This window comes from Kribbella sp. NPDC049584 (assembly GCF_040675555.1).
Lineage (GTDB): Bacteria > Actinomycetota > Actinomycetes > Propionibacteriales > Kribbellaceae > Kribbella.
Genome location: NZ_JBFAPF010000001.1, coordinates 1213158 through 1239256, shown reverse-complemented (window position 1 = coordinate 1239256; position 26099 = coordinate 1213158). Strand labels below are relative to the sequence as shown.

Genomic DNA, 26099 nt, shown 5'->3' with positions numbered 1-26099 from the left:
ACGTCTTCACCCAGATTCACACAGAAAGCCCCCGGATCTCCCGGGGGCTTTCTGCTTGTCAGCCCCGGGTCAGTCGGAGGGCGTGGTCGGCTGTCTGGACGGTCCAGCCGTCGTCGTGGCGCGCGAGGATGGTGCCCGGCGCAGCTGAGCGGGAGGCGTCGGCCGGGTCGGTGCGGATGATGAGGTGGGTCGCGCCGTCCAGATCGGCCAGAGCGCTCGGAGCGGTGACGTTGAGGGCGGCGCATTTGCGGCGGATGACGCGGGCCGGCTCGGTCAGATCCAGGGCTCGTTCGGCGTCGGTGAAGAAGGGCGCTTCAGAGGCGGAAGCGGGGTCCTGCGGCTCTCCGGGATCGCCGGCCACCAGACGCGGTACGGCCTCGGCGAGGCACTCGCGCAGCAGCTTGCCCCAGGACTGCATCAGCCCGGTGCCACTGAGGTCGTCCGGCAGCGGCGTGATGCGCTGAGCGAGGATCGCGCCGGTGTCGAACTCCGACGCGGTCCGATGCACCGTCGCTCCGACGCGCTCGTCACCTTCGTAGATCAGCCGCTGCGGAGTCGGTCCGCGTCCAGCTGGGAGCGGCGACGGGTGGCAGTTGATCGCGCCGTACTTCGGGATTTCGAGGATCTCGTCCGGTATCAGCCGGGGGAAGGCGGCGGAGATCACCACGTCCGGCCGGAGCGCGGCGATCACCGGTGCGGCGACGGCCCGGAGTTTGCGGGTGATCAGGACATTCGTGTCGTCCGGCAGGCCGGCGACCATCGGATCGGCAGCGCCGTACCTGCCGGTCTCGGGCAACGTCACCACCAGCACGAGCTCGTGCCCGTTCTGTTCGGCGAACTCGTGGACGAGCCGGAAGCCGGGCAGGAACGCGTTCAGGGCAACGAGCCGCAACCTCATCTCCTGAGGGTGGCATGGTCAGATGACGATGTCGGACGGGGCCCGATGAATTCGTGGGCGGGGCTGGTGTGCGGGCGGTACAGTTGACGGCATGACGCAGTACGGGCGGCGATTTCTGCGCCCCGGCCGGCACGACGGTGCCGACGGGGTGAGCTGCTGCTGCGCTCTCTCCTGAGGTGACCGCGGCCGACCGGGGTGGACCCCCGTCGAGACCGTCATTCTGGAGAGAAACTCATGTCTGTCCTCACTACTGAAGAACTGCACGCTGCCCTAGCGCTCCGCGACCTCACGGACCCCGCTCAGGGACCACACGCCATCCAGTTGATCGTCGATTCGATCCGTACGTCGCTGGGCGCGGCCTGGCCCTACACCGAGATCTGGACGCGCCGCGACCATCCCGTCGTACCGCTGGCCGACAACTACGACAACCTCGGCTACGCGACCGACGCGGTGACCCGCGAGGCCCGCTACACGCGCTACGTCTCGGACACCGAAGTACTGCGAAGTCACACGTCCGCGATGATGCCGCCCGCGCTGCGCGAGCTGGCGAACTCCGACGCATCCGATGTGCTGATGATCTGCGCGGGCATCTGCTACCGCCGTGATTCCGTCGACTGGCAGCACACCGGGACCCCGCACCAGCTCGATCTGTGGCGGGTCAGCCGCAACGTCACGCTGGGCGAGCCGGAGCTGGAGGAGATGATCGCCCGCCTGGTCGACACGATCCTCCCCGGCCAGACCTACCGCACCGTGCCTGCGGTGCACCCGTACACGATCCACGGCCGTCAGATCGACGTTCTGCTGGACGATCAGTGGATCGAGATCGGTGAGTGCGGGGTGGCGGCGCCGCACGTCCTCCGCCTGGCCGGCTTGGACGAGAGCTGGACCGGGCTCGCGATGGGCCCTGGTCTCGACCGGCTCCTGATGCTCCGCAAGGGCATCCGGGACATCCGCCTGCTCAGGTCGACGGAGCCCCGGGTGGCGAGCCAGATGCTGGATCTCTCGCCGTACAAGCCGGTCTCGTCCATGCCGCCGGTACGACGCGACTTGTCCGTCGTGGTCGGAGCGTCAGCGGATGTGTCGGCGGAAGTCCTTGGTGACAAGGTCCGTGCCGCTCTCGGGCCGGATGCCGATGCCGCGGAGTCGCTGGAGGTGCTGGGCGAAACGTCGTACGACGACTTGCCGACGGCTGCCCGCGAACGCCTCCGGTTGACGCCTGGTCAACGCAATCTGCTGGTCAGGCTGGTCCTCAGGCCGGTAGACCGCACTCTGACCGACGCGGAAGCCAATTCCCTGCGGGACAAGGTGTACCTGGCGCTGCACGAAGGTCCGGTGATGGAGCTCATCGCCTCTTGAGTTCGCGGGCCGCGACCACGAACGCGCACACGGCGAGGGGCAGCTCCAGCAGCAGGGCCTCGGTCAACGAGAGGGTGCGGTCGAAGCCGGCCGAAGCGGTACTCACGTCGAACCAGGCGTCGGCCGTCAGCAGGGTCCCGGCGGCCATCGCGGTCAGGGCGGCGTACCTGTTGTGTTTGTACAGCAGGTACGCCGTGAGGCCCGCGGCGATCGCGGTGCCGCAGTCGAGCCCGATCCAGGTGAGCTTCCAATGGCCGGCCTGGTAGGTGCTCGGCAGCGTGACCGCGAGGATCAGGCACCACGGAAGCAACACCGCCGCAACGCCCGCGGCGACCAGCGCGGCCAGACCGTGAGGGGAGCGGCGCGGGCGGATCCGGCCGTCCAGCCGGCCCTCGGCGATGTAGTCCTCGAGGGCGTCGGCCACCCGGTCGTCGATCGCGTCGCCGAGCTTGCCGTCCAGGGTGTCAGCGACCCTGTTGCCGAGTGTCGTCGTCATGACTTCGAGCATCCCGGCGGCGGTCGCCGGGCACAGTCCGGTCAGCCCACGAACCGGGGTGGGGATAACCCCCGGCCGGCTCCGTGGGATGTCCTCATGCCGGCTGCCCGTCCCGACGACGTAAGTTGTGACGGCGAGCAGGCGCTGACACGGGGAGGTGGTCCGGATGACGGTTGCGGCGAACCCGGTTCCCCGGGCTCCGTGGCGGCTGTGGCGTTCGCCGTACTTGTGGTTGGCAACGATCCACCTCCTCGGCGACGCGCTGGTCGTGCTGACGTCCGGCCTGCTGGTTCTGCTGACGGTCGCGGTCGCGATCCTCGCCTGGCCGCTGGCGTACGTCGGCATACCGCTGACCGTCGGTGCGAACCGGCTCGTTTACCACGTGGCCGGCTGGGAGCTGGCCCGGGCGCGGATCACCCGTGGGCAGCAGATCCAGCCGTTGGTGCCGCCGCTGCCGACCGGTTCGCGAATCGCCGACGCCCGGCAGGCGGTGACGGACGAAGGACTCTGGCGGCAGTTCCTGTACTACGTCCTGCTGTTGCCGCTGGCAATGACCTGGATCGTGCTGATCCTGGTTGCCTGGTCCGTCCCGCCGGTGCTGATCGCGCTGCCGGCGTACTACTCGAACTACGCCGCCGCACAGGCGCAGATCGGGCCGTTCGTGATCGACACGGTCACGAAGGCGTCGGTGGTGGCGGCGATCGCGGCGCTGTTCTTGCTGCTCGCCTCGCCCTTCCTGATGCGCGCCGCGTCGGCGCTGGACGCGGAGCTCGCGCGGTCGCTGCTCGGACGGTCCGAGACCGGTGCGCTGGCGGAGCGCGTCTCCCAGCTGGTGACGAGCCGGCAGCAGGTCGTCGACTCCGTTGAGGCGGAGCGCCGGCGGATGGAGCGCGACCTGCACGACGGCGCGCAGCAGCGGCTCGTCTCGCTCGCGATGACACTCGGGCGGGCGAAGAACCGGCTGGGCGACAAGGAGCCCGCCGTACGCACGTTGATCGAGGAGGCGCACTCGGAGGCGATGCAGGCGATCGCCGAGATCCGCGACCTCACTCGCGGACTGCATCCGCCGGTGCTGACCGATCGCGGTCTGGACGCGGCACTGTCCGCGGTCGCGGCCCGCTCACCGGTGCCGGTCCGGCTGAGTGTCGACGTACAACCCCGGCCGTCGCTGACGATCGAGTCGATCGCGTACTTCGTCGTGACGGAGGCGCTCGCCAACGTGGCCAAACACGCGGAGGCGGCTCAAGCGGAGGTGCGGGTGACGCGGGTCGGCGACGTACTGCGGGTCGAAGTACGTGACGACGGACAAGGTGGTGCCGATCCGGCCGGCGGTAGCGGTTTGCGTGGGCTGACCGATCGGGTGGCGGGCGTGGACGGACGACTCACGGTGGACAGCCCGCCTGGTGGCGGGACAACGCTGATCGCGGAGGTGCCCTGTGGCTGAGCTGCGGGTGGTGATCGCCGAGGACTCGGTGCTGCTGCGCGAAGGCATTGTGCGACTGCTGGAGGAGCAGGACTGCACGGTGGTCGCGGCAGTCGGCGACGGCGACGCCCTGCTGAAGGCTGTCGAGGCGCATCGGCCCGACGTCTGCGTGGTCGACGTACGGATGCCGCCGACGTTCACCGACGAAGGGCTGCGGGCGGCGCTGGTGATCCGCGAGCAGTACGCGGACGTCGGCGTACTCGTGCTCTCGCAGTACGTCGAGGAGCGGTATGCGAGTGAACTGATCGGTGGGAACCCAGGCGGTGTCGGGTACCTGCTGAAGGACCGGGTGGCTGATGTGGATCAGTTCATCGACGGACTGCGCCGGGTCGCCGGTGGTGGCGCGGCGCTGGACCCGGAGGTGATCTCGCAGCTGCTGGTGCGTTCGCGGCGCGCGGATCCGCTGGCGGTGCTGAGTCCGCGGGAACAGGACGTTCTCCGCGCGATGGCCGAGGGGAAGTCGAACGGCGGGATCGCGCAGGCGCTGGTGGTCGGCGAGGGCGCCGTGGAGAAGCACATCAGCAACATCTTCCTGAAGCTCAACCTCACGCCGACCGACGGGGAGCATCGCCGGGTACTCGCGGTCCTCAAGTTCCTGGGCACGTGATGACGAGCGCGCAGCGAAGGATGCTGATCATCGGACTGGTGCCGTTGCTGGTGTTCGTCATCACCGGCGCCGCGGTGACGGTGTCGACAATTCGCGGCAAGCTGCCGTACAGCTACTCGGCCACCTTCGCGCCGGGTGCCCAGGGCACGCGGATCACGGCCGACGTGCCGACCCAGGTGCTGGCCAGCGTCGACGAGCACGTGCATGTGAACGTCGACGGGACGTATGCGGCGGCGAAGCCGGACGTGAAGGTGTCGACGGAGGGCGGCCAGTTGCTCGTCGAGACCAGATGTCCGGATACGCATTGCTCGGTGGATCTGACGGTCGAGGTCCCGACGGCCGCGGCGGTCCAGGCGAAGGTCGAGACAGCCTCGGTCAACGTGATCGGTGTCTCGTCGCCGCTGAACCTGGCCGTCAAGGACGGGTCGGTCGACCTGGTCCGGGTGCGGAGTACGCGCGTATCGGTGGACGTCCAGCGCGGTTCGGCCACGCTGAGCTTCGACAGCCCGCCCGACCAGGTGTCGGCGACCACGAGCGACGGATCGCTGACGGTCCGGGTGCCGCCCGGCGCGACGTACGCGATCGACGCGATCGCCGCGCAGGGTTCCACCGACCTCCACGTGCCGAGCGATCCCGCTGCCGCCCGGCACCTGTACCTGCGATCCAGCTACGGCAGCGTCACGATCCAGTAGCTACAGGGCGGCGCAGAAGGTCTTTGCCTTGGTGGTGATCGACGACCAGTTGGCCGCGGCGACATCAGCGGGCGAGACGACGTCGGTGCCCGCGCTGACCGCCAGGGCGCCGGCGGCGAGGAAGTCGTGGGCGTTGGTGGCGTTCACGCCGCCGGAGGGGATCAGCGGTACGCCCGGGAACGGGCCGTTGAGGTCCTTGAAGTACTTCGGGCCGAGGTGGTGCGCCGGGAAGATCTTCACCGCGGTCGAGCCGAGAGCCAGCGCGGTCATCACCTCGGAGGGAGTGAACGCACCCAGTACGACGGGGATCCCCGCCGTACGCGCTGCCTCGGCGATGGCGGCGGCCTCGGGGCCTTGGCCGGGCGTGACGAGGAACTGGGCCCCGGCGTCGATCGCCCGCGTTGCCTGGTCGGCGGTCTGCACGGTGCCGGCGCCGACCACGGCCCCGGTCTCGACGGCGGTGGATGCGGCGCGTTCCAGGTGCCGGGGGAGATCGGGGGTGGTGTAGGTGAGCTCGACGACATGGATGCCGCCGGCAACCAATGCGGCGCAGAGGTCGCGGGCGTCGGAGATCTCCGGGGCGCGGACGACGGTCAGCACCCGGTCGGCTCGAAGCAGCTCCAAGGTGTTCACAACGAGTTCCTCTCAGCTGGTGGTACGGCGGATGGCGTGGCCGGGGCGGGCGGTCGTTCGATGCGAGTCGTCGATGACGGGGATGCCGTTGACGAAGACGTACGGGATGCCTTCGGCCTGCTGACGCGGCTCGGGGAAGGTGGCCGCGTCCCGGATCCTGTCCGGGTCGAAGAGCACCAGGTCGGCGGCGTATCCCTCGCGGACAAGGCCTCGGTCGGGCAGGCGGAGGCGGCGTGCCGGACGGCCGGTCAGGTGGTGGATGCAGTCGGCGAGCTCGAGTATGCCGAGCTCACGGACGTAATGGGCGAGGTACCGGGGGAACGTCCCCCACGAACGCGGGTGCGGTTTGCCGCCGACCAGGATCCCGTCCGAGCCGCCGGTGTGCGACGGGTGCTGCATGATCGCGCGGACGTTCTCCTCGTGGCCGACGTGCTGCAGGATCGACGTGGCGAGGTCGTCGCCGACCAGGAGGTCGAAGAAGATGTCGGCGGCGGGGGTGCCGGAGCGCGCCGAAAGCTCGGCGACGGTGTGGCCGACCGCGTCGGACAGCAAGGGGTTGCGGACGCCGCCGATCTCGATCGTGTCCCACTCGACGACGCAGCCGTGGCACCCGTCCGAGCCGACCTGCTCGAGCTCGTAGGTGATCCGTGAACGCGCTCCCGGATCGCGAAGCCGGGACAGCAGGGCGTCCGGCCCGCCCTCGGCGGTCCAGCTCGGCAGGATCGCGGCCAGAGTGGTTGCGCCAGGCAAGTAAGGGTAGGTGTCCGTAGTGACGTCGATCCCGCCGGCGAGCGCCTCGTCGATCATCGCCACCAGTTCGACCCCGCGGCCGGCGTTCGGCGCGAAGTTCATCACCGCGTGCGTGAGATGCAGCGCACATCCGGAACGGCGTGCCACCTCGATCATCTCGGCGTACGCCTCGAGCGCGCCCTTGCCGTACGAGCGTTGGTGCGGCGCGTAGTACCCGCCGTACTGCGCGACGACCTCGCACAACTCGACGAGCTCATCAGTGCCGGCGAACATGCCGGGCGTGTACGTCAGCCCGCTGCTCATCCCGACCGCGCCGTCCCGCAGGCCGTCCGCGAGCAGTTGCTTCATCGTCGCCAGTTCTGAAGCTGTCGCCGGACGGTTGGAGGTGCCAACGACCATCATCCGCAGCGTGCCCTGCGGGACCAGGTACGCCGCATTGCAGGCGATGCCCTGGTCGAGGCGGTCGAGGTACCCGGCGACGGTGGACCAGCTGAAGTCGAAGTCGTCCGGTTCGCCGTTCCAGCCGGCGATCTGACGACGTACGACGGCCCGCGTCGGATCGTCGATCGGTGCGAACGACAACCCGTCCTGGCCGAGCACCTCGAGCGTGACGCCCTGGCTGACCTTCGCGGTGTGGTCGGGGTTGACCAGGATCTGCAGGTCGGAGTGCGAGTGCATGTCGATGAACCCGGGCGACAGCACCAGTCCGTCGGCGTCGATCGTCCGGTCCGCGGCAGGCAGGTCGTGGCCGATGGCCACGATCCGCCCGGCGTCGACCGCGACGTCGGCGCGGTACCCGGGGGAGCCGGAGCCGTCGATGACCAGCGCCCCCGTGATGCGTAGATCCGTCATCTCAGAAGAACGTCCGGACCAGGTCGACGATGACCGGATCGGCCGCGTCCGGGTCGTCGATGACCGGGATCAGGCCCCACTTGTCGAACGCCGTACAGGGGTGGGAGAGGCCGACGCGGAGTTCGTCGCCGATGACCACCGACTGCTCGTCGCCGAAGCGCAGGTAGCCGTGCTGGTCGTTCAGGTTGGTGACGGTCATCCCGGTGGCCGGCAGGATCGGCGAACCCTCGGACCGCGGCCTGATCAACTGCGGTTCGGGCCAGTCCTGGTCGAAGGGGAAGTCGCGACGCCCGCCGTCGAAGATCGCCAGGCCGGGCTCGGGCTGCGACGTGATCCGCATCCAGCCGTGCATCGCCGAGACGAGTTGCTCGCCGTCGGTCCGCGGGTGTTCGCCGAGCGGAGACACCCGGCGATACAGCCCGTCGTCGTGGGTGATGTACGCGCCGGACCGTAGTACGACCCGCGCGCCCTCGCCGGCCTCCGAAGCGAGGACCTTCGCGACCTGCTCGAAGTACTGGCTGCCGCCCGCACTGACGATGGGTACGACGTCCGCGTCGTACACGCTTTTGAGACGGTGGTGCACCTCGGCCAGGTCGCGCAGGTACGCGCGGACCTCCTCGAGGTTGGCCTCGTCGACACCGTGCCCGATCGCACCTTCGTACCCGGCCACGCCGACGAGCCGCAGCGTCGACGCGTCCGCGATCGCATGGCCGACGGCCAGAGCGGTCTCGGCATCGCGGGCGCCGGTCCGGCCGCCGATGCCGCCGACCTCGACCATGACATCGAGCGGGCGCGCGTCGGGTCCGACGTACGCCGACCGCGCTGCCTCCATGATCTCGACGGTGCGGACCGAGTCAGCCCACACCATCACCTCGAACGACGGGTCCGCGGCGAGCTCGTCCGCGATCCAGCGCAGTTGCAGCGGGGAGATCACGGCGTTCGCGATCAGCACCCGCTGTACGCCGTACGCGCGGGCGACACCGAGCTGGAAACCGTTGGCGAGCGTGATCGCCGAGGCCCCGGCATCCAGCTGCATAGCCCAGAGCGCGGGCGCCATCGTGGTCTTCCCATGCGGTGCGAGTTCGACGCCGTGGCGTTTGCACCAGGTGTCGAGGGTGTCGACGTTGTGCCGCAGACCGGGTGCGGACAGCGTCATCAGTGGGGTGGGCAGCTGGGAGAGCCGTGGCCGCTCGGCGACGATCTCGGCCACGGTCCGGCCCCAGAAGCCTGGCGGCAGGGCCTTGTCCCGCCAGCTCACCTGCTGGTCAGCGAGAGCGGCGACGGCGGCGGCATCGTAAGCAGGCATCTGATCCCCTGGGGTCGAAGTTGCAGAATACGCAACGCTCATTGCGTATTCTGACTCGTCGGTTGTAGCATCGCGGCCAAAGTTGCGTCAACGCACACCCCCATCCCATCACCCCGCCGCCAAGGAGTGCCGATGCCCGACCCGCTCCCTGAGACGGCCCCCGAGACAGCCGCGGTCTGCATCGGTGAGGCGATGATCATGCTGGCCGGCGGGCCGGGGGCGCTCGCGGACGTCGAGGTGTTCCGGCGGTCGGTCGGCGGCGCGGAGTGCAACGTGGCCGGCGGCCTTGCTGCGCTGGGTGTTCCGACGGCGTGGATCTCGCGGCTGGGGGATGACGGTTTCGGTCAGCACGTACTGCGGGATCTGCAGCAGCGGGGCGTTGAGGTCGGGGGCGTGGAGGTGGATGCGGTCCGGCCGACGGCTCTGTATGTGAAGGAGTCGGAGGGTGGCCGGTCGCGGATGCACTACTACCGGACCGGCTCTGCGGCTGCCGCTATGGACCCTGCGTTTCTGGACCGGCCCGCTGTGCGCGAACGGCTCGAGCAGGCGCGGCTGGTGCACACGACCGGCATCACGGCGGCCATCTCTGCGAGCAGCGCGCAGATGTTGGAGCGGTTGGCGACGGAGCCGCGGTCATTCCTGTTGAGCGTCGACCTGAACTGGCGGCCGATGCTGTGGCGGGACAAGGATCCGGCACCGCTGTGGCGGTTGCTGAAGGCGGCCGACATCGTGCTGATCGGTGCGGATGAGGCGGAGGTCTTTGCGGGGACCCGTGATCCGGACGAGTTGTACGAGCGCCTGGGGGCGCAGACCTTGGTAGTGAAGGACGACGCGCACACCGCGATGGTGCTTGAGCCGGACGGACGCACCGAGGTCCCAGCGCTGTCCGTCGACGTGGTCGAGACAGTCGGGGCTGGCGATGCGTTTGCGGCGGGGTTCCTCACCGGCACGCTGCAGGAGCTGCCGATGGTGCAGCGGTTGCGGTTGGGGCATTTGACGGCGGCGGCTGTGCTGACGGCGCCAGAGGATCATGCGCCACCTCCGGCGCCGGAGGCGAGGGAGCGGTTGCTGAACTGCACCGACGAGGAGTGGGCGGCTACGAAGATCGGCCCGGCATGAGTCAGAGCCTCGGTCGGGCGCTGCAGATCCTCACCAGCCTCGGTGAGGGCGAGCGCTCGCTCGACCAGCTCGCCACGGAGCTGGGCGTTCACAAGACCACAGTGCTGCGGCTGTTGCGCACGATGGAAGCAGACCGATTCGTACGCCGGGACGCCGCGCACCGCTACCGGCTGGGGTCGCGCCTGTTCGCTCTCGCGGACGTGGCGCGCGAGCAACACGTCGTACGCGAGGTTGCTGCACCGCATCTGCGTGAGCTGAACCAGAAGACCGGCCAGACCGTCCACCTGGCGGCGTGGGAGAACGGCGAGGTCATCTACGTCGACAAGCTCGACAGCGTGCGATCGGTGCGGATGTACTCGCAGATCGGCGTACCGGCCGCTCTGCACTGCACTGCTGTCGGCAAGGTCCTGCTCGCCGCGCAGCCCAAGCGGCCGCGGGAGGCGCTGATCGAGTCGCTGGACTATCACGTGTACACGCCGAACACGATCACCGACCCGGACCGGCTGCGGGACGAACTGGACACCGTCAGAGAGCGTGGCTGGGCCCAGGACAAGGCGGAGCACGAGGCGTTCATCAACTGCATCGGTGCACCGCTGAAGGACAGCGGCGGTCGCGTTGTGGGGGCCGTGTCGCTGTCGGTTCCCGACGTACTGCTGAACTATGAGCAGGTGCTCGAACTGCTACCCGAGCTGCTCGCCACCGCCAACGCGATCAGTGCCGACTACAACTGAGAGGTGTCAGACCTGATGTCCGACAAGACCGTCGTCTCCACCACCGACGCGCCGCCGCCGATGCCCGTGTTCTCCCAGGGCGTCCGCAAGGGCAACATCCTGCAGGTGTCCGGCCAGGGCTCGGTCGACCCGGCCAGCGGCGACTTCGTGTTCCACGGTGACGTCAAGGCTCAGACCACCCGCGTCCTGCAGAACATCGAAGCGATCCTGAAGGCAGGCGGGGCGAGTATCGACGACGTGGTGATGCTCCGCGTCTATCTCACCGAGCGCGACAACTTCACCGCGATGAACGAGGCGTACGCCGACTTCGTGTCGACCCGCACCCCGAGCGGCGTCCTCCCATCCCGCACCACCGTCTTCACCGGCCTGCCGCTGCCGGACATGCTCGTCGAGATCGACGCCCTCGCCGTTCTGAGCTGATTCACCCGAAGCCCGGGCCAGGTGGTCCGGGCTTCGATATGCCCGCGCGAGATCCCGTATGGCGGGATATGGTTTCACAATGCAGGAAACCCGAGGATCGGTGCAGTCGATAGACCGGGCTGTGGCGATCCTGCGGTGTTTCGACGCGCGTACTCCGGATCTCGGGATCAGTGATCTGGCCCGGGCGACCGGTCTGTCCACGAGCACGGTGCATCGGCTGTTGCTGGCGATGCAGGAGAACGGGCTCGTCCGGCAGACGGCTCACCGGCGGTACGCGATCGGTCCGCTGGTCGTGCAGCTCGCGCACAGCGGTGGGATTCCGGCCGGTCTGCGAGACGCTGCGATGCCAGTGCTCCGTGCACTCCGCGATGACACAGGGGAGACCGCGGCCGTGCACGAGCTGCTGCCGTCCGGGCAGCGTGTCGTACTGGACCAGGTCGAGAGTCACCACCAGCTGCGCCGTACCTACACGGAATTCGGCCTGCCGGTCGCGTTACCGCTCGGTGCGCCGGGGAAGTCGTTGCTCGCGTTCCTGCCGTTCGAGCGGCAGCAGGAGGTCCTGAAGGGGCCGCTCGAGCAGGTGCAGCCGGCCACCATCACCGATCCCGGCGTACTGGCCGAGCAGTTCGCGGACATCCGCCGCCGCGGGTACGCGATGTCTAGGACCGAGCGGACCGCAGGGATCTGCAGCGTGGCGGCGCCGGTGTTCGGCTACTCCGGACAGGTCGTGGGCTGTCTGAGTGTGTCCGGCCCCGAGATGAGGATGCCGGTGGAGCGGATGGAGGAGTTCGGGATGAGGGTCGTCGCGGGTGCCTGGTCGGTGTCGGAGTTGCTGGGCGCCACCCCGGCGGCACGAGACCGCAGTACGGCGCTGGCCGGCGGCCGGTGATGTCCCAGGCCCGAAGCCTCTGGAAGATCGCACCGGCGGTCTATCTGCCCGCTCTGCTGTACGGAATCGGCCAGGGCGCCATCGCTCCGGTCGTGGCGCTCTCGGCGACCCACCTCGGCGCTTCGGTAGCTGTCGCCGGCCTGGTCGTGGCAGCGGCCGGACTGGGCCAGGTGATCGGCGACATCCCAGCTGGTGCACTGACCAACCGCATCGGTGAACGCAAAGCAATGCTCGGCGCCACCGTGCTGGTTGCGCTCGCACTGGCCGCCTGTCTGCTCGTACAGAACGTCTGGGGACTGGCTATCGCAATCGGCTGCACCGGACTGGCCGGCGCGGTCTGGGGCCTTGCTAGGCAGGCGTATCTCAGTGAGGCGGTGCCGATCGAGCTCCGCGCTCGCGCGCTGTCCACGCTGGGCGGCGTACAACGCATCGGCTCCTTCATCGGCCCGTTCCTCGGCGCCGGCGTGATGAAGTTCCTCGGTACGGACGGTGCCTACTGGGTCCACCTGGTGGCCGCACTGCTTGCCTGTGCAGTCCTGCTGAGCCTGCCCGACGTCGCACACACCCGCGGTCGTACCCCGGTCGCCGCACAGTCGACCTGGATCGTCATCCGCGACCATTTCCCGGTACTGCGAACTCTCGGCGTCGGAGCACTACTCGTAGGAGCTGTCCGCGCGTCCCGGCAGGTGGTGATCCCGCTGTGGGCGCTGCACATCGGGCTGGATCCGCAGACGACCAGCATCATCTTCGGACTGTCCGGGGCGGTCGACATGCTGCTGTTCTATCCAGCGGGATCCGTGATGGACCGGTTAGGCCGCAAGTGGGTCGCCGTACCGTCGATGTTCGTGCTGGGGCTGGCGCACCTCTTATTACCGCTCACACACACCACCGTCACGCTGACTCTGGTCGCGCTGCTGATGGGAATCGGGAACGGGCTCGGCGCGGGCGTCATCATGACGCTGGGCGCGGACGCGTCGCCGCCGGTCGGACGGGCGCAGTTCCTGGGCGCCTTCCGGTTGTTCGCGGACACCGGAAACGGTGCGGGGCCACTGCTGCTGGCCGGCGCGACCGCGCTCGTCGGGCTGGGCCCGGCGATCGTCATCATGGCGGGAACCGGCTGGGCGGCGGCCACGGCGATGCACCGCTGGATCCCGCCTCATCCACGAAGGGAGCAGCCCGCCTGAACAACCGATTTGGTCAAACGCCGCTGCACCAGGCACACTGGTTGCTGCCGAAGACCGCTGGTTGCTGCCCTAGGTAGCTGAAAGTCCCACTCAGGTGGGCGGCCCGCGCAGGTGACTTGGAAAGTGAAGCACGTATGTTCACGCCCTTGCGCCTGCGCAGGGGCGTTTCTTTGTTCAGGGGTCCTAGGCGTGGAAGCCGATAGAAGGAGACCCCCATGGCGAGGCCGGACAAGGCAGCCGCTGTCGCGGAGCTGACGGACGAGTTCCGTAGCTCCAACGGCGCCGTGCTGACCGAGTACCGCGGTCTCACCGTTGCGCAGCTCAAGCAACTCCGGACTGCGCTCGGTGACGACGTGAACTACGCCGTGGTGAAGAACACGCTGACCAAGATCGCGGCCAAGGACGCAGGTGTCGACACGTTCGACGCGCTGCTCGAAGGCCCCTCCGCGATCGCCTTTATCAAGGGCGACCCGGTGGTTGCGGCCAAGGGACTGCGTGACTTCGCCAAGGCGAACCCCCTGCTCGTCATCAAGGGTGGAGTGCTGGAAGGCAAGGCACTCGGCTCTGACGAGATCAGCAAGCTCGCTGACCTGGAGTCGCGTGAGGTCCTCCTCGCGAAGCTCGCAGGTGCGATGAAGGCGGCCCCGCAGCAAGCGGTGTCGCTGTTCGCTGCTCCGCTGTCGCAGGCCGCGCGCCTGTTCGCGGCGCTGCAGGACAAGCTGCCGGCCGAAGACGCTCCTGCGCAAGATGCAGTGGCGGACGAGGCACCGGCCGTGCAGGACACGGTCGAGGCACCTGCCGAGGCGAGCACCGAGGAGACCGCTTCAGCCGAGAGCTGAGGCAGATCTCATCCGCAACACCCCATCAGTGATCACCAAGCAACATTTGTCAGGAAGGACCGCCATCATGGCGAAGCTCAGCACCGAAGAGCTCCTCGGCCAGTTCAAGGAACTGACCCTGCTGGAGCTGTCGGAGTTCGTTAAGGCGTTCGAGGAGGAGTTCGGCGTCACCGCCGCCGCCCCGGTCGCCGTTGCCGCTGCCCCGGCCGCGGGTGGAGGCGCCCCGGCCGAAGAGGCCGCGGAGCAGGACGAGTTCGACGTCGTTCTCGAGAGCGCCGGCGACAAGAAGATCCAGGTCATCAAGGAGGTGCGCGGTCTCACCAGCCTTGGGTTGAAGGAGGCCAAGGACCTCGTCGAGTCGGCCCCGAAGGCCGTCCTCGAGAAGGTCGACAAGGCTGCCGCGGAGAAGGCCAAGGAGGCCCTCGAGGGCGCCGGCGCCACCGTCACCCTGAAGTGACCTCGATTACGTCCTGTTAAGGGACGTAACGAATGTGTAGAGAAGGGCGGTCCCCGCAAGGGGGCCGCCCTTCTGCGATTACCTGATGGTTAGTATCGCAACCGCTTGACAGCCAGGGGTTACGAAAAAACGTACTCGTGCGTAACCTAGGCCACTGCTCCCTCGTTGGACCCGCGTACTCGTCGGTTCGGGGCAGCCAGAACATTCCCGTGAGGCAGAGCCGATTGGAGGGCCAAGTGGGCGTCGAAGTCCGCGTCGAAGGTCTCACCAAGTCGTTCGGTAGCCAGCTGATCTGGGGCGACGTGTCCCTGACCCTGCCGGCCGGTGAGATCTGCGTGATGCTCGGCCCGTCCGGCACCGGCAAGTCGGTGTTCCTGAAGACGCTGATCGGGCTGCTGAAGCCCGACAAGGGGCATGTCTGGATCGAGGGCACCGACATCGCCACCTGCAGCGAGCGTGAGCTGTACGACATCCGCCGGCTGTTCGGCGTGCTGTTCCAGGACGGCGCGATGTTCGGCTCGATGAACCTGTACGACAACGTCGCGTTCCCGCTGCGCGAGCACACCAAGAAATCCGAGTCCGACATCCGCTCCATCGTGATGGAGAAGATGGAGATGGTCGGCCTGGTCGGCGCCGAGCGGAAGCTGCCCGGCGAGATCTCCGGCGGGATGCGCAAGCGGGCCGGCCTGGCCCGCGCGCTGGTCCTCGACCCCGAGATCCTGCTCGTCGACGAGCCCGACTCCGGTCTCGACCCGGTCCGTACGTCGTTCCTCAACCAGGTGATGATCGACCTGAACGAGGCGTTCAGCCCGACGTTCCTGATCGTCACCCACGACGTGAACACCGCGCGGACGGTCCCGGACAACATCGGCATGCTGTACCACCGGCATCTGGCCATGTTCGGTCCGCGGGAGATGCTGCTGTCCAGCGAGGAGCCGGTGGTCCGCCAGTTCCTGAACGCGCAGATGGTCGGCCCGATCGGCATGTCCGAGGAGAAGGACGCCGAGGAGCTGGCCGCCGAGGCCGGCCAGGAGCTGCCGCCGCTGCCGCCGATCCCGATCCAGCAGCTGCCCAGCAGCGGCATGCTCCGGCCGACCCAGCGCGAGCCGGGTGCCTGGTGCCGCGAGAACGGGGTGACCCCGCCGCCGGGATCGTTCGAGTCGAACGTGGTGGGCGCCAGGTGACAGTACTGGACGCCGCGCTGCCGCGCGGCCGCTCACGGGGCTTTAACTCCCGGTCTTCCCTCGTCGCTCCGGTCGCTGCGCTCCCTGCGCTCCTCAGTCCAGACCGGGAGGCCCCGTGACCGTGTCTGCAACCGCCCCGCTGAAGCATGCAGGTTCGCTGTTCGCCTTCGCACTCGACACCGGCCGGGCCACGTTCCGCCGGCCGTTCCAGGTGAAGGAGTTCCTCCAGCAGGCCTGGTTCGTCGCGAGCGTGACGATCATCCCGACCGCGCTGGTCGCGATCCCGTTCGGCGCGGTGATCGCGCTGCAGGTCGGCGGCCTGATCAAGCAGTTCGGCGCGCAGGCGTTCACCGGCTCCGCCGCGGTGCTGGCCGTCGTCCGTGAGGCGTCGCCGATCGCGACCGCGTTGCTGATCGCCGGGGCTGGTGGCTCGGCGATCTGCGCGGACCTCGGCTCGCGGAAGATCCGTGAAGAGCTCGACGCGATGATGGTGCTCGGCATCGACCCGATCCAGCGCCTGGTGGTACCGCGGGTGCTGGCGACGATGCTGGTCGCGTTCTTCCTGAACGGGTTCGTCAGCGTGGTCGGTGTGATGGGCGGCTACGTCTTCAACGTCGTGCTGCAGGACGGCACACCAGGCAGCTACATCGCGTCCTTCACCGCGCTCGCCCACCTGCCCGACCTGTGGCAGGGCCAGGCGAAGGCGCTGGTGTTCGGCTTCATCGCCGCGGTCGTCGCGGCGTACAAGGGTGTGAACGCGGGCGGTGGCCCGAAGGGTGTCGGCGACGCGGTGAACCAGTCCGTCGTGATCACGTTCATGCTGCTGTTCGTCGCGAACTTCTCGATGACCGCGATCTACTTCCAGCTCGTCCCGCCGAAGGGGGCGTGACGTGTCGGCCCTGATGGACAACCTGGTCAAGAAGCCGCTGAACTCGCTCGACCACCTCGGCGAGCAGCTCGCGTTCTACATAAAGGCGCTCGCCTGGTCCGGCAAGTCCGTCACCCGGTACCGCAAGGAGATCTTCCGGCTGCTGGCCGAGGTGACGCTGGGCACCGGCGCGCTCGCGGTCATCGGCGGCACGGTCGGCGTGATCACGTTCCTGGCCTTCTTCACCGGCACCGAGGTCGGCCTGCAGGGCTACTCGGCGCTGAACCAGATCGGGACGTCGGCGTTCGCCGGCTTCGTCTCGGCGTACATCAACACCCGTGAGATCGGCCCGCTGATCGCAGGTATCGCGCTCGCCGCGACCGTCGGTTGTGGTTTCACCGCACAGCTCGGCGCGATGCGGATCAGCGAGGAGATCGACGCCCTCGAGGTGATGGCGATCCCGTCGCTGCCGTTCCTCGTCACCACCCGCATCATCGCGGGGCTCATCGCCGTCATCCCGCTGTACGTCGTCGGCCTGCTCGCGTCGTACTTCGCCACGCGGCTCACGGTCACCACGTTCTACGGGCAGAGCACCGGCACGTACGACCACTACTTCCATCTGTTCCTGCCACCCGGAGACGTGCTCTGGTCGTTCGGCAAGGTGCTGGTCTTCTCTGTGCTGGTCATCCTGGTGCACTGCTACCACGGCTACCACGCGACCGGCGGTCCGGCCGGCGTCGGCGTCGCGGTCGGTCGCGCCGTACGGACGTCGATCGTCGTGATCAACGTCGTCGACCTGCTGCTGTCGATGGCCATCTGGGGTACGACGACCACGGTGAGGTTGGCCGGATGACCCGATTGATCTCGCACAAGATCCTCGGCGTCGCCTTCATCGGCGTGCTGTGCTTCCTGCTGTGGCTGACCTACGCGTTCTACGCGAAGGTCTTCACCAAGACCGTCGACGTCGAGCTGAAGACCAGCCACATCGGTCTGCAGCTGAACGACCACGCGGACGTGAAGCTGCGCGGGATCATCGTCGGCGAGGTCCGCGGGGTCTCCACCGACGGCGACGAGGCGACCGTCAAGCTCTCGCTGAAGCCCGATCAGGTCGACGAGATCTCCAGCGCGGTCAGCGCGCGGATCCTGCCGAAGACGCTGTTCGGCGAGAAGTACGTCGCACTCGTGCCGCCGAGCGGACCGGAAGGCCGCCACATCAAGGCCGGCGACGTGATCAGCCGGGACAAGACCGCGGTCGGCATCGAGATCGAGAAGGTGCTGAACGACGCGCTGCCGCTGCTGCAGGCCGTCGACCCGGCCGACCTGAACGCCACGCTGAACACGCTGGCGACCGCCCTCGAGGGCCGCGGCACCGAGATCGCCGGCACGCTGACCCAGCTCGACGGGTACCTGAAGAAGCTGAACCCGAGCATCCCCAAGCTGATGGACGCCCTGGTCAAACTCACCCAGGTCTCCGATCTGTACGGCGACGTCACGCCCGACCTGGTCCGTGCCCTGCGCAACCTGACCATCACCGGCAACACCGTGGTGGAGAAGGAACAGCAACTGCAGCAGTTCTTCGGCAACGTGCAGAACCTGTCGACGACCGGCAACGCGTTCCTCAAGGAGAACGAGGACCGCGTGATCCGGCTCGGCCAGGTCAGCCGCCCGGTGCTCGACCTGCTCGAGAAGTACTCGCCCGAGGTGCCGTGCTTCCTCCAGGTGATGTCCGACACCGCACCGATCCTCAACGACACGTTCCGCGACGGCCGGCTGAACATCAACCTCGAATTGATCACCAACCAGCCCACGCCGTACGAGCCGAACGAGCTCCCGGCGTACAAGGACCACCGCGGCCCGACCTGTGTCGGCAGGAACTACAGCGTCCCGGGGGAGAAGCCCGGCCCGTACAACCAGCAGAACCCGGCGCCCTACGTGACCGGTGACGACGGCGTGATCGGCGACCACAACAAGAACCAGCGCTTCCCGCTCAACGTGCAGCTGAACCGCGCGATGCCCGGGTTCGCGATGGACACCCAGGGCGTCGGCACGCCGGCCGAGCAGAAGGTCGTCGATTCGGTCGTCGGCCCGGAGATGGGTCTGGCACCGAGCGACGTACCGGACCTGACCACGCTACTGGTCGGCCCGCTCCTGCGCGGAGGCCAGGTGAATCTAGGATGACCCCCCTCGACTATTCGGCACGCATCTCCGGCGCCCAGGCGGGCACCTCGCCGCGTTGTCGTCGGGGCACGATGAAACCCGCATCGCGCCCCTCCTCCGCCTTGCGATGCACCCACCTGGACACCCGAGCTACGCACCAACAGCCGAGGGGGGTCATCTCATGAGCTTCTTCGACAAGAAGACGACCTTCGACACCGTCCGGCTCGGGATCTTCGTGGTGGTGACCACGATCGCGACCGCGTTGCTCGCGGTGACGATCGGCAACATCACCTTCAACTCGACAACGAAGTACCGGGCCGTGTTCACCGACGCGGTCGGGCTGAACCAGGGTGACGACATCCGGATCGCGGGTGTGAAGGTCGGCCAGGTCGACAAGATCCAGCTGTACCAGGACACGTTGGCGATGGTGACGTTCAGTGTCGACTCCGACCAGGTCGTCGACACCTCGACGCACGCCACGCTGCGCTACCGGAACCTGGTCGGCAACCGGTACATCGCGCTGACCGACGGCGTCGGCGGCGGTCAGCGGCTGAAGAAGAACGGGATCATCCCGAAGGAGCACACGACCCCCGCGCTGGACCTGTCGGTGCTGTTCAACGGCTTCAAGCCGCTGTTCACCGCGCTGACGCCCGCGGACGTGAACCAGTTCGCGTTCGAGGTGATCAAGGTGCTGCAGGGCGAGGGCGGCACGATCGAGTCGCTGCTGGCCAAGACCGCGTCGCTGACCACCACGCTGGCCGACGCGGACCAGGTGATCGGCGACCTGATCACGAACCTGACCTCGACGTTGCAGATCGTCTCGCAGCGGCAGCAGAACTTCTCCCAGTTGCTGGTCAACCTGCAGCAGTTCATCACCGGCCTGAGCCAGGACGTCACCCCGATTCTGAACTCGCTCGGCTCGATCAACTCGCTGAACACCAAGACAGCCGGCCTGCTGCAACAGACCCGGGTGCCGATCAAGGCCGACCTGGACAAGCTCCGGATCACCGCCTCGACACTCGACGACACCCAGGCGATCTGGGTGAAGACGCTGCAGTTCATGCCGCAGAAGCTGAACACGATGACCCGCACCGCGTCGTACGGCTCCTGGTTCAACTTCTACCTGTGCAACTTCGACGGCAACGTCACGCTGCCGACGGGGACCCGCGTTCCGGTCGCCTACGACCTCAACTCGGCGAGGTGCAAGAAGTGAAGCCGTTCCGCGAGCAGAACCAGGTGACGATCGGCGTGATCGGCCTGACCGTCATCGGCCTGATCATGCTGGCCGCGTTCAAGGCCCAGGACCTGCCGCTGATCGGCGGCGGCACGAAGTACTCCGCGCAGTTTTCCGAGGCCGGCGGCCTGAAGGCGAACGACGAGATCCGAGTGGCCGGTGTCCGCGTCGGCAAGGTCCGCAAGGTCGAGCTCGAGGGCAGCCACGTCCGGGTCGACTTCGTGGTCGACAAGGGCGTGAAGCTCGGCGACCAGACCGGCGCCGAGATGAAGATCAAGACCCTGCTCGGGCAGAAGTACCTGAAGCTCGACCCGGCCGGTCAGGGCAAGCTCAAGCCCGGTTCGGAGATCCCGCTGGCGCGGACGGTTTCGGCGTACGACGTCGTGGACGCGTTCACCGACCTTGCCAACACGACCGAGCGGATCAACACCGCCCAGCTGGCCAAGGCCCTGGACACGCTCTCGGCGACGTTCAAGAACACGCCCGAGGAGGTGCAGGCCTCGCTGACCGGGCTCTCCCGGCTGTCGCGCAATGTGGCCGCCCGGGACGAGCAGCTCAAGTTGTTGCTCCAGCACTCGAACGTGGTCACCAAGGTCCTTGCCGACCGCAATCAGCAGCTGATCAAGCTGATGAAGGACGGCAACACCGTGTTCCAGGCCGTCCAGGCGCGGCGGGCGCTGATCCACCAGTTGCTGGTGTCGACGCAGCAGCTGGCCTCGCAGATCACCGCGCTGGTCCGGGAGAACCGCAAGGACCTCGCCCCGACGCTGCAGAAGGTCAACGCGGTGCTCGCCGTCCTGCTGCAGAACCAGAACTCCCTGGACGCGAGCATCAAGGGCCTGGCGCCGTTCGTCCGGGTCTTCACCAACACGCTCGGCACCGGGCCGTGGTTCGACACCTACCTGCAGAACCTGGCGCCGGTCCCGGAGATCCCGCTGCCGAAGGTGCCGATTCCCGGCCTGCCGGCGATCCTGGGAGGTGGCGGCTGATGAAGGTCAACGCCCTGTCCCGGCTGATCGCGATCGGCGTGGTCGTGGTGATCCTCGCGGTCAGCGCCGTGACGCTGTGGCCGAAGCCCGACCGGGTGACCGCGACGGCGTACTTCCCGCGGGCGGTCTCGGTGTATCCCGGGTCCGACGTCCGGATCCTCGGAATCAAGGTCGGCGAGGTGGAGAGCATCACCCCGGCCGGGCGGACCGTCCGGGTGAAGTTCTGGTGGGACGCCAAGCACAAGGTGCCGGCGACCGCGAAGGCCGTCATCGCCTCGCCGTCGATCGTCGCTGACCGGTATATCCAGCTCACCCCGGCGTACTCCAAGGGCGCTGTGATGGCCGACGGCGCACAGATCCCGATCGAGCGCACCGCCGTACCGCTGGAGCTCGACCAGATCTACCAGAGCCTGAACGACCTGTCCGTGGCGCTCGGGCCGAAGGGCGCGAACGACCAGGGCGCACTGGCGCGACTCCTGGACGTCTCGGCGAAGAACCTGAACGGTCAGGGCGCCAAGCTGAACCAGACCATCACCGACGTCTCGAAGCTCACCAGCACGCTGTCGGGCAACTCGTCCGCACTGTTCAATACGATCCGGCAGCTGCAGACGTTCGTGTCCGCGCTGGCGGCGAACGACCAGCTGGTCCGGCAGTTCAACTCGAACTTCGCCTCGGTCTCGACCACGCTGGCCGGTGAGCGTCAGGACCTCGGCTCCGCGTTGTCGCTGCTGGCGACCGCGCTCGGCGAGGTCGCGACGTTCGTCAAGGACAACCGCGGTCTGGTGAAGACCACGGTCAGCAGTGCGACCCAGCTGTCGCAGATCCTGGTCAAGGAGAAGGCCGCGATCGCCGAGGTGCTCGACACCGCTCCGCTCGGCCTCGGCAACCTGGCCCGGATCTACAACCCGCAGTTCGGCACGCTGGACCAGCGCATCAACCTGGCTCAGCTCGACGACCCGGCGACGTTCATCTGCTCGATCCTGTTGCAGGCGAACCAGTCGATGTCTACCTGCTCGGCGCTGAAGCCGGTCCTCGACGCCCTGGCCAAGCTGCCGTTGATCACCCAGCTGACCGGCGCCAACGCGCCCGTGAGCGGCGGCCCGGCCGGTACGCCGTGGGCCCCGCTGCCGAAGGCCCCGCTGAACAGCCCCGACCCGGTCGATCCGACGCTCGGGGGGCTGGTCAAGTGAAGCTCCCCAGAATCCAGCGCCGTACGTCGATCGTCGCCGGCGTGATCGCGCTTGCGACCCTGCTGACCGGCTGCGACTTCAGCGTGTACTCGCTGCCGTTGCCCGGTGGCGCGAAGATCAAGGGCCCGTCGTACACGGTCACCGTCGAGTTCGCCGACGTCCTGGACCTGGTGCCGAAGTCGACGGTGAAGGTGGACGACGTCACCGTCGGCACGGTCGAGAAGGTCTGGCTGGACGGGTACGTCGCGAAGGTGCGGATCAAGCTGCCGAAGAGCCTCGCGCTGCCGGACAACACGCACGCCACGATCCGCCAGACCAGCCTGCTCGGCGAGAAGTTCGTGTCGCTGTCGCGGCCGACCGGGTCCGAGCAGCCGCGCGGCAAGCTCGAGAACGGCGAACTGATCCCGTTGTCGCGGACGACCAGCAACGTCGAGGTCGAGGAAGTCCTGTCCGCGCTCTCGCTGCTGCTGAACGGCGGCGGCGTGGCCCAGCTGCAGATCATCACCCAGGAGCTGAACAAGGCGCTGACCGGCAACGAGCCGGCCATCCGGGACGTGCTGACCCAGCTGAACACCTTCGTCGGCACCCTGGACCAGAACAAGGCCCGGATCGTCACCGCGATCACCTCGGTGGATGCGCTGGCCAAGAAGCTCAACGCGCAGAAGGCGACGCTGGCGACCGCGATCGACTCGCTACCGAAGTCGATCGCGACCCTGGACAAGCAGCGGGCCGCGCTGGTCAAGACGCTGCAGGCGCTGGCGACGCTGGGCAACACCGCGACCCGGGTGATCACCTCGGCGCAGAAGGACCTGGTGGCCAACCTGCAGTCGCTGTACCCGATCCTGACCAAGCTGGCCGAGGCCGGGGCGAACCTGCCGAAGTCGCTGGAGCTGCTGTTCACCTATCCGTTCCCGGACCAGGCTGCCAACGCCGCGAAGGGCGACTTCACCAACCTCGGGATCACCCTCGACGTGAACACCCAGAAAGCGCTCAAGGGTCTGCTCGGCCTGGACCTGCCGACGGTCGGCCCGACCGCGCTGCCGACCGGCCGGATCAGCCTCCCGGTGCACCTGCCGACCAGTCCGGGCAAGAGCGGCGTGCTGCCGACGCTCCCGGTCCCGACCGGTACGGCGACCACCTGCATCACCGTGCTCGGCCTGCCGGTCTGCACGCCGCAACTGAAGCGGTCCGGGTTCGATCCCGACCTGGCCCGTGCGCTGATGCCGGGGGCGGTCAAATGATCACCAGAGCCGTCCGGATCCAGCTGATGGTGTTCCTGCTGATCACCGTCGTCGGCGTCGCGTTCGTCGGCGCGAAGTACGCCCAGGTCGACAAGCTGATCGTCGACACCGACTACACGGTCAGCGCGAGCTTCGCCGAGTCCGGCGGCATCTTCTCCGGCGCCGAGGTGACGTACCGCGGCCAGCCGGTCGGCCGGGTCGGTCAGCTCAAGCTGCTGTCCGACGGCGTCGACGTGAACCTCGTGATCGAGAAGAAGTTCAAGATCCCGAACGACCTGATGGCCGTGGTCGCGAACCGATCCGCGATCGGCGAGCAGTACGTCGACCTGCAGCCGCGCCGCGACGGAGCGCCGTACCTGCAGAACAACTCGAAGATCGCGCGCCAGGACACCGCCGTACCGATCGACACCACCGAGCTGCTGCTCAACCTCGACCAGCTGGTGAACTCGGTCGACAAGAACAGCCTACGGACGACCGTCCGCGAGCTGGGTGAGGCGCTGAAGGGCAAGGGCGCCGACCTGCAGAAGATCATCGACAGCTCCGGACAGCTGATCGACACCGCGGACGCGAACGTGCTGCAGACGATCAAGCTGATCAACGACGGCGACACCGTACTCGCCACCCAGGTGGCCAGCGGCGACGCGATCAAGACCTGGGCGAAGAACCTCGCGCTGCTGTCCGACACCCTGGTCAGCTCCGACGCGAACCTGCGCAAGGTGATCGACCAGGGCTCGCTCGCATCCACCCAGCTCACCGGCCTGATCCAGGACAACCGCGCGGACATCGCGGTGCTGCTGGGTAACCTGCTGACGGTGAGCGAACTGACCGCGGTCCGGCTGGATGCCGTCGAGCAGCTGTTCGTCGTCTACCCGGCGGTGGCGATGGGCGGGTACGTCGTACCGGCCAAGGACCCGGGCACGGGGCATTACGACGCGCACTTCGGCCTGGTCGTCGGTCTGACCCCGCCGGCCTGCCGGCCCGGGTACGGCGGCACCGCCAAGCGGGTCCCGCAGAACACCGCGAACACCCCGGCCAACACCAACGCCCGCTGTACGGCGAGCCCGTCGAGCGGGATCAACGTCCGCGGCTCGCAGAACAAGCCGAGCCCGTCGTCGCGGGATCTGAACCGGACCGGCTACGGCGTCGGGTACGACCCGGTGACCGGCGAGGCCGGCGGGTCGGGCGGAATGCCGGCGCTGACGCTCGGCTCGACCGGCGGACAGGAGGAGCTGCTCGGCAGTGACTCCTGGAAGGCCCTGATCCTCGGACCGGTGACGAGCAAGTGATCGCACGGAACGGCCGGATGATTCTGGCGTGGGCGCTCAGCGTGCTGCTCCTGGTGGCGCTCGCCGGCCTGACGCTGTCGGTGGTCGGCCTGAGCAAGCAGCGGGCCGCCGACTCACAGCGCGACGGCGCGATGAAGGCCGCGCGGCAGTTGGCGCTGGACTTCACGACGTACGACTACCAGACCTGGGACGCGGACTCGAAGCGGGTGCTGGACGACTCGACCGGGCAGTTCAAACAGGAGTTCCAGTCCGGGATCGACGCCGTGAAGACCGACGTGGTGGCCAACAAGGCGACCTCCAAGGGGGACGTGAAGGAGGCCGCCGTGGTCTCGAACGACAAGGACTCCGCCCAGGTGCTGGTGATCGTGAACGCAGTGGTGACGAACACGGCCTCGACCGACGGGGTCGAACGCCGGTACCGGATCAAGCTGGACCTGGTCCGGGAGAAGGACCACTGGCTGACCGCCGACCTCCAGGTGGTGGGCTGATGGCAGACCGACGCAACCGCCCCCGCATCGCAGGCCAGCGCCGCACCTCCGGGACGACGCCCACGCTGGACGAGACCCGGGTCGTCGAGGAGAACGAGACCCCGGTCGTCGAAGAAAAGGTGTCCGATACCCCTGCGGAGGATGTGACACCAGCCACACCCGAGCCTCAGAAGCCCGAACCCGAGGCTCCTGTCGTCACACAGCGTGACCGTCGGCAGAGCGACGTACTGCTGGCGGCCCTCGGTCTGGTCGTCGTCATCACGCTGGTCGTCGCGGCTGTGCTCGGGGTCAAGGCGTGGCACGGGAAGCAGGCCGAGGACGCTCGCGACCAGGCCGCCGCCGCGGGCCGGAAAGCGGCCGAGACCGCACTCAGCTACGACTACCGTGACCTGGACAAAAGCTTCGCCGCGGCCCGCGCGACGATGACGCCGGACTTCGCCCAGAAGTTCGACGCCACCGCCAAGGTGGCCGGCGAGCTGGCCACCAAGACCAAGGCCACTGTGAAGGCCGACGTCCGCGAGGTCGGGGTCCGCGACGGCGACGCCGACCGGGTCACGCTGATCATCTTCGTCAACCAGACCACCACCAGTACGATCACGAAGGGTAGTCCCCGGGTGGATCTGAACCGGACCCGGTTCACAATGGTCCGAAACGGCGACCGATGGCTGGTCCAAGAGATCGCCGGACTGTAATCTCTAGGTGACTCCGCACCAAGAGGACGCTGGATGTCTCGTGGGTGATCTACCCACT

Annotated in this window: 27 protein-coding genes; 22 read left to right on the top strand and 5 right to left on the bottom strand. The window is 67.9% G+C overall.

Annotation, left to right across the window (positions count from 1 at the left end; all coding sequences use genetic code 11):
- Positions 1-58 precede the first annotated feature (58 nt).
- Positions 59-898, bottom strand: coding sequence for a formyltransferase family protein (locus AB0J62_RS06180; RefSeq protein ID WP_363864928.1), 840 nt, complete (start codon positions 896-898; stop codon positions 59-61).
- Between the two features lie 234 nt (positions 899-1132).
- On the opposite strand from AB0J62_RS06180, the gene AB0J62_RS06175 reads away from it, so the two are divergent.
- Positions 1133-2254 carry a hypothetical protein gene (locus AB0J62_RS06175; protein ID WP_363864926.1) on the top strand — a complete coding sequence of 374 codons (1122 nt, stop codon included), beginning with the start codon at positions 1133-1135 and terminating at the stop codon, positions 2252-2254.
- On the opposite strand, the gene AB0J62_RS06170 is transcribed toward AB0J62_RS06175, so the two are convergent.
- Complete coding sequence (locus AB0J62_RS06170; protein ID WP_363864925.1) at positions 2241-2750, bottom strand: hypothetical protein; 510 nt, start codon at positions 2748-2750, stop codon at positions 2241-2243. The two genes, AB0J62_RS06175 and AB0J62_RS06170, sit on opposite strands and share 14 nt — an antisense overlap.
- A gap of 166 nt (positions 2751-2916) precedes the next feature.
- On the opposite strand from AB0J62_RS06170, the gene AB0J62_RS06165 reads away from it, so the two are divergent.
- From AB0J62_RS06165 to AB0J62_RS06155, 3 genes are read left to right on the top strand one after another with little or no spacing between them, the layout of a single operon-like run.
- Entirely contained in the window at positions 2917-4194 is a 1278-nt protein-coding gene (locus AB0J62_RS06165; RefSeq protein WP_363864923.1) for a sensor histidine kinase, read from the top strand.
- 1 nt (position 4195) lies between these two features.
- The gene (locus tag AB0J62_RS06160; RefSeq protein WP_363865153.1) at positions 4196-4840 is read left to right on the top strand and encodes a response regulator transcription factor; all 645 of its coding nucleotides are present in this window, start codon (positions 4196-4198) and stop codon (positions 4838-4840) included.
- 20 nt (positions 4841-4860) lie between these two features.
- The gene (locus AB0J62_RS06155; protein WP_363864921.1) at positions 4861-5532 is read left to right on the top strand and encodes a DUF4097 family beta strand repeat-containing protein; all 672 of its coding nucleotides are present in this window, start codon (positions 4861-4863) and stop codon (positions 5530-5532) included.
- Here the strand turns inward: AB0J62_RS06155 and AB0J62_RS06150 are convergent, their stop codons facing one another.
- Genes AB0J62_RS06150 through AB0J62_RS06140 form a run of 3 tightly spaced genes read right to left on the bottom strand, consistent with a single transcriptional unit; the run spans position 5533 to position 9073 of the window.
- Positions 5533-6165 (bottom strand): bifunctional 4-hydroxy-2-oxoglutarate aldolase/2-dehydro-3-deoxy-phosphogluconate aldolase, encoded by a 633-nt coding sequence (locus AB0J62_RS06150; protein ID WP_363864919.1) that lies wholly within the window; start codon positions 6163-6165, stop codon positions 5533-5535.
- Positions 6166-6177: 12 nt separating this feature from the next.
- The gene (locus AB0J62_RS06145; RefSeq protein ID WP_363864917.1) at positions 6178-7767 is read right to left on the bottom strand and encodes a D-aminoacylase; all 1590 of its coding nucleotides are present in this window, start codon (positions 7765-7767) and stop codon (positions 6178-6180) included.
- A gap of 1 nt (position 7768) precedes the next feature.
- Positions 7769-9073, bottom strand: a complete 1305-nt coding sequence (locus tag AB0J62_RS06140; protein ID WP_363864915.1) for an amino acid deaminase — start codon at positions 9071-9073, stop codon at positions 7769-7771.
- 132 nt (positions 9074-9205) lie between these two features.
- Here AB0J62_RS06140 and AB0J62_RS06135 point away from each other — a divergent pair, with 132 nt between their 5' ends.
- The 18 genes from AB0J62_RS06135 to AB0J62_RS06050 all read left to right on the top strand — a co-directional run bounded on the left by AB0J62_RS06135 (position 9206) and on the right by AB0J62_RS06050 (position 26041).
- Complete coding sequence (locus AB0J62_RS06135; RefSeq protein ID WP_363864913.1) at positions 9206-10192, top strand: sugar kinase; 987 nt, start codon at positions 9206-9208, stop codon at positions 10190-10192.
- The gene (locus tag AB0J62_RS06130; protein ID WP_363864911.1) at positions 10189-10923 is read left to right on the top strand and encodes an IclR family transcriptional regulator; all 735 of its coding nucleotides are present in this window, start codon (positions 10189-10191) and stop codon (positions 10921-10923) included. Before AB0J62_RS06135 ends, AB0J62_RS06130 begins: the two co-directional genes overlap by 4 nt.
- Positions 10924-10938: 15 nt before the next feature.
- Positions 10939-11343 (top strand): RidA family protein, encoded by a 405-nt coding sequence (locus tag AB0J62_RS06125; protein WP_363864909.1) that lies wholly within the window; start codon positions 10939-10941, stop codon positions 11341-11343.
- Positions 11344-11422: 79 nt separating this feature from the next.
- On the top strand, positions 11423-12232 hold the full coding sequence (locus AB0J62_RS06120) for an IclR family transcriptional regulator (RefSeq protein ID WP_363864907.1): 810 nt from the start codon (positions 11423-11425) through the stop codon (positions 12230-12232).
- On the top strand, positions 12232-13416 hold the full coding sequence (locus AB0J62_RS06115; protein ID WP_363864905.1) for an MFS transporter: 1185 nt from the start codon (positions 12232-12234) through the stop codon (positions 13414-13416). Before AB0J62_RS06120 ends, AB0J62_RS06115 begins: the two co-directional genes overlap by 1 nt.
- A gap of 215 nt (positions 13417-13631) precedes the next feature.
- Complete coding sequence (gene rplJ / locus AB0J62_RS06110; RefSeq protein WP_363864903.1) at positions 13632-14255, top strand: 50S ribosomal protein L10; 624 nt, start codon at positions 13632-13634, stop codon at positions 14253-14255.
- 67 nt (positions 14256-14322) lie between these two features.
- Positions 14323-14712, top strand: coding sequence for a 50S ribosomal protein L7/L12 (gene rplL, locus AB0J62_RS06105; protein WP_134107138.1), 390 nt, complete (start codon positions 14323-14325; stop codon positions 14710-14712).
- Between the two features lie 236 nt (positions 14713-14948).
- Entirely contained in the window at positions 14949-15896 is a 948-nt protein-coding gene (locus tag AB0J62_RS06100; RefSeq protein ID WP_134107140.1) for an ABC transporter ATP-binding protein, read from the top strand.
- 115 nt (positions 15897-16011) lie between these two features.
- The gene (locus tag AB0J62_RS06095; RefSeq protein ID WP_137258634.1) at positions 16012-16785 is read left to right on the top strand and encodes an ABC transporter permease; all 774 of its coding nucleotides are present in this window, start codon (positions 16012-16014) and stop codon (positions 16783-16785) included.
- A gap of 13 nt (positions 16786-16798) precedes the next feature.
- Positions 16799-17617, top strand: coding sequence for an ABC transporter permease (locus tag AB0J62_RS06090; protein WP_363865151.1), 819 nt, complete (start codon positions 16799-16801; stop codon positions 17615-17617).
- Positions 17614-18942, top strand: a complete 1329-nt coding sequence (locus AB0J62_RS06085; RefSeq protein WP_363864900.1) for an MCE family protein — start codon at positions 17614-17616, stop codon at positions 18940-18942. Before AB0J62_RS06090 ends, AB0J62_RS06085 begins: the two co-directional genes overlap by 4 nt.
- 160 nt (positions 18943-19102) lie before the next feature.
- On the top strand, positions 19103-20134 hold the full coding sequence (locus AB0J62_RS06080) for an MlaD family protein (protein ID WP_350859598.1): 1032 nt from the start codon (positions 19103-19105) through the stop codon (positions 20132-20134).
- Entirely contained in the window at positions 20131-21144 is a 1014-nt protein-coding gene (locus AB0J62_RS06075; protein ID WP_363864897.1) for an MCE family protein, read from the top strand. Before AB0J62_RS06080 ends, AB0J62_RS06075 begins: the two co-directional genes overlap by 4 nt.
- On the top strand, positions 21144-22334 hold the full coding sequence (locus tag AB0J62_RS06070) for an MCE family protein (protein WP_363864895.1): 1191 nt from the start codon (positions 21144-21146) through the stop codon (positions 22332-22334). Before AB0J62_RS06075 ends, AB0J62_RS06070 begins: the two co-directional genes overlap by 1 nt.
- Positions 22331-23575: an MCE family protein gene (locus AB0J62_RS06065; protein WP_363864893.1), complete on the top strand. Its 1245-nt coding sequence runs from the start codon at positions 22331-22333 to the stop codon at positions 23573-23575. The genes AB0J62_RS06070 and AB0J62_RS06065 overlap by 4 nt, the downstream gene beginning before the upstream one ends.
- Entirely contained in the window at positions 23572-24861 is a 1290-nt protein-coding gene (locus AB0J62_RS06060; RefSeq protein WP_363864891.1) for an MlaD family protein, read from the top strand. The genes AB0J62_RS06065 and AB0J62_RS06060 overlap by 4 nt, the downstream gene beginning before the upstream one ends.
- Positions 24862-24878: 17 nt before the next feature.
- The gene (locus AB0J62_RS06055; RefSeq protein WP_363864889.1) at positions 24879-25349 is read left to right on the top strand and encodes a hypothetical protein; all 471 of its coding nucleotides are present in this window, start codon (positions 24879-24881) and stop codon (positions 25347-25349) included.
- Positions 25349-26041 carry a hypothetical protein gene (locus tag AB0J62_RS06050; protein WP_363864887.1) on the top strand — a complete coding sequence of 231 codons (693 nt, stop codon included), beginning with the start codon at positions 25349-25351 and terminating at the stop codon, positions 26039-26041. Before AB0J62_RS06055 ends, AB0J62_RS06050 begins: the two co-directional genes overlap by 1 nt.
- The last annotated feature ends 58 nt before the right edge of the window (positions 26042-26099 follow it).

Coding starts and splice junctions, on each gene's coding strand:
- AB0J62_RS06125 (WP_363864909.1), top strand. CDS start 10,939: ATGTCCGACAAGACCGTCGTCTCCACCACCGACGCGCCGCCGCCGATG.
- AB0J62_RS06090 (WP_363865151.1), top strand. CDS start 16,799: ATGGACAACCTGGTCAAGAAGCCGCTGAACTCGCTCGACCACCTCGGC.
- rplL (WP_134107138.1), top strand. CDS start 14,323: ATGGCGAAGCTCAGCACCGAAGAGCTCCTCGGCCAGTTCAAGGAACTG.
- AB0J62_RS06165 (WP_363864923.1), top strand. CDS start 2,917: ATGACGGTTGCGGCGAACCCGGTTCCCCGGGCTCCGTGGCGGCTGTGG.
- AB0J62_RS06060 (WP_363864891.1), top strand. CDS start 23,572: ATGATCACCAGAGCCGTCCGGATCCAGCTGATGGTGTTCCTGCTGATC.
- AB0J62_RS06085 (WP_363864900.1), top strand. CDS start 17,614: ATGACCCGATTGATCTCGCACAAGATCCTCGGCGTCGCCTTCATCGGC.
- AB0J62_RS06055 (WP_363864889.1), top strand. CDS start 24,879: ATGATTCTGGCGTGGGCGCTCAGCGTGCTGCTCCTGGTGGCGCTCGCC.
- AB0J62_RS06155 (WP_363864921.1), top strand. CDS start 4,861: ATGCTGATCATCGGACTGGTGCCGTTGCTGGTGTTCGTCATCACCGGC.
- AB0J62_RS06175 (WP_363864926.1), top strand. CDS start 1,133: ATGTCTGTCCTCACTACTGAAGAACTGCACGCTGCCCTAGCGCTCCGC.
- AB0J62_RS06050 (WP_363864887.1), top strand. CDS start 25,349: ATGGCAGACCGACGCAACCGCCCCCGCATCGCAGGCCAGCGCCGCACC.
- AB0J62_RS06170 (WP_363864925.1), bottom strand. CDS start 2,750: ATGACGACGACACTCGGCAACAGGGTCGCTGACACCCTGGACGGCAAG.
- AB0J62_RS06145 (WP_363864917.1), bottom strand. CDS start 7,767: ATGACGGATCTACGCATCACGGGGGCGCTGGTCATCGACGGCTCCGGC.
- AB0J62_RS06135 (WP_363864913.1), top strand. CDS start 9,206: ATGCCCGACCCGCTCCCTGAGACGGCCCCCGAGACAGCCGCGGTCTGC.
- AB0J62_RS06070 (WP_363864895.1), top strand. CDS start 21,144: ATGAAGGTCAACGCCCTGTCCCGGCTGATCGCGATCGGCGTGGTCGTG.
- AB0J62_RS06180 (WP_363864928.1), bottom strand. CDS start 898: ATGAGGTTGCGGCTCGTTGCCCTGAACGCGTTCCTGCCCGGCTTCCGG.
- AB0J62_RS06140 (WP_363864915.1), bottom strand. CDS start 9,073: ATGCCTGCTTACGATGCCGCCGCCGTCGCCGCTCTCGCTGACCAGCAG.
- rplJ (WP_363864903.1), top strand. CDS start 13,632: ATGGCGAGGCCGGACAAGGCAGCCGCTGTCGCGGAGCTGACGGACGAG.
- AB0J62_RS06080 (WP_350859598.1), top strand. CDS start 19,103: ATGAGCTTCTTCGACAAGAAGACGACCTTCGACACCGTCCGGCTCGGG.
- AB0J62_RS06120 (WP_363864907.1), top strand. CDS start 11,423: ATGCAGGAAACCCGAGGATCGGTGCAGTCGATAGACCGGGCTGTGGCG.
- AB0J62_RS06130 (WP_363864911.1), top strand. CDS start 10,189: ATGAGTCAGAGCCTCGGTCGGGCGCTGCAGATCCTCACCAGCCTCGGT.
- AB0J62_RS06115 (WP_363864905.1), top strand. CDS start 12,232: ATGTCCCAGGCCCGAAGCCTCTGGAAGATCGCACCGGCGGTCTATCTG.